Consider the following 1,267-nt stretch of genomic DNA (forward strand, 5'->3'; position numbering starts at 1 on the left):
TGAGGTGGCCCCCATCTGCCGGACAGTTTGGCGGCCCGGATAAGCTCGGTCCTGGTTGATCTCAGGCCGCCAGTCTTGTCATCGCATCTGCCTTATACACCTCGTCGGGGGTCTGCCCCGCCAGGGCGCTGTGTGGGCGTCCGGCGTTGTAGTAGCCGATCCACTTTGTAAGCCCAGCCCGCATCTCCGAGCCGGTCTCGAAGGCGTGCAGGTAGACGCACTCGTATTTCAGGCTGCGCCAGAGCCGCTCGATGAAGACATTGTCCATCCAGCGTCCCCGCCCATCCATGGAAACACGCACCCCAGCCCGCTGCAGCACGCCGGTGAACCGCGGTGAGGTGAACTGGCTGCCCTGGTCGGTATTGAAGATCTCCGGCCGCCCATGGTGCGCCAGGGCCTCCTCCAGCGCGTCCAGGCAGAACTCCACGTCCATGGTGTTCGACACCCGCCAGGACAGCACCTTGTGGGTCGCCCAGTCCATCACCGCGACCAGGTAGAGGAAGCCCCGGCGCATAGGGATGTACGTCAGATCGGCGCACCAGACCTGGTTTGGCCGGTCAATCACCAGCTCCCGCAGCAGATAGGGAAAGACCCGGTGCTCAGGATGCGGCACCGTGGTCCGCGGCCGCTGATAGATCGGCACCAGCCCCATCCTGGCCATCAACCGCCGCATCCGCTTGCGGCCGACGGTGTACCCCTCCCGCCGGAGATGGCGTGCCATTTGCCGAGACCCGTACCAGGGGGTCTCCAGGAACTGCGCGTCGATCAGCCGCATCAGCTCCAGGTTCAGCGGGCTTTCCCCGGCAGGATAGCAGTAGAACCCAGAGCGGCTGATCGAGACCAGTTCGCACTGCCGCACGATCGACAACCGCGGGTGTTCAGGCTCGATCATCTGGCGCCGCCGCTCCAGGCTCATCGTCCGGACGCCTTGGCCAAAAAATCCCGTTCCACCAGGAGCTGCCCGATCTTGGCGTGCAGCTTCTCCACCTCGGCCTCGGTCGACTTTGCCGTCTCCTGCGCCGCTGCCTTGCCAGAAAACACCGCGGCCATCCCCTCCACGGCCTGGCGCTTCCACTCGCCCACCATCGTGTGATGGATGCCGTGCTTGGCCGCCAGCTGCACCGTCGTCAGCTCACCCCGCAGCGCCTCCAGCGCCACCTTGGCCTTGAACTCAGCCGAATACCGCGTCCGCTTGCCCGTCATCGGGTCCGTCCTTCTCAGGCCGAACCGAGCTTATCCAACTGTCCGAAATCCGGGGACCATCTCT

Annotated in this window: 1 protein-coding gene; it reads right to left on the reverse strand. The window is 65.0% G+C overall.

Annotated elements, in window-relative coordinates:
* Positions 1 to 61 precede the first annotated feature (61 nt).
* Positions 62 to 1,203 (reverse strand): IS3 family transposase gene (locus D2K64_RS23640; protein ID WP_120010869.1). Its coding sequence is split into 2 segments (ribosomal slippage): positions 62 to 942 and positions 942 to 1,203, totalling 1,143 coding nucleotides; the frame shifts between segments, so codons are not numbered across the junction.
* Positions 1,204 to 1,267 lie beyond the last annotated feature (64 nt).

It is taken from the genome of Teichococcus vastitatis, from assembly GCF_003604215.1.
Taxonomy (GTDB): domain Bacteria; phylum Pseudomonadota; class Alphaproteobacteria; order Acetobacterales; family Acetobacteraceae; genus Pseudoroseomonas; species Pseudoroseomonas vastitatis.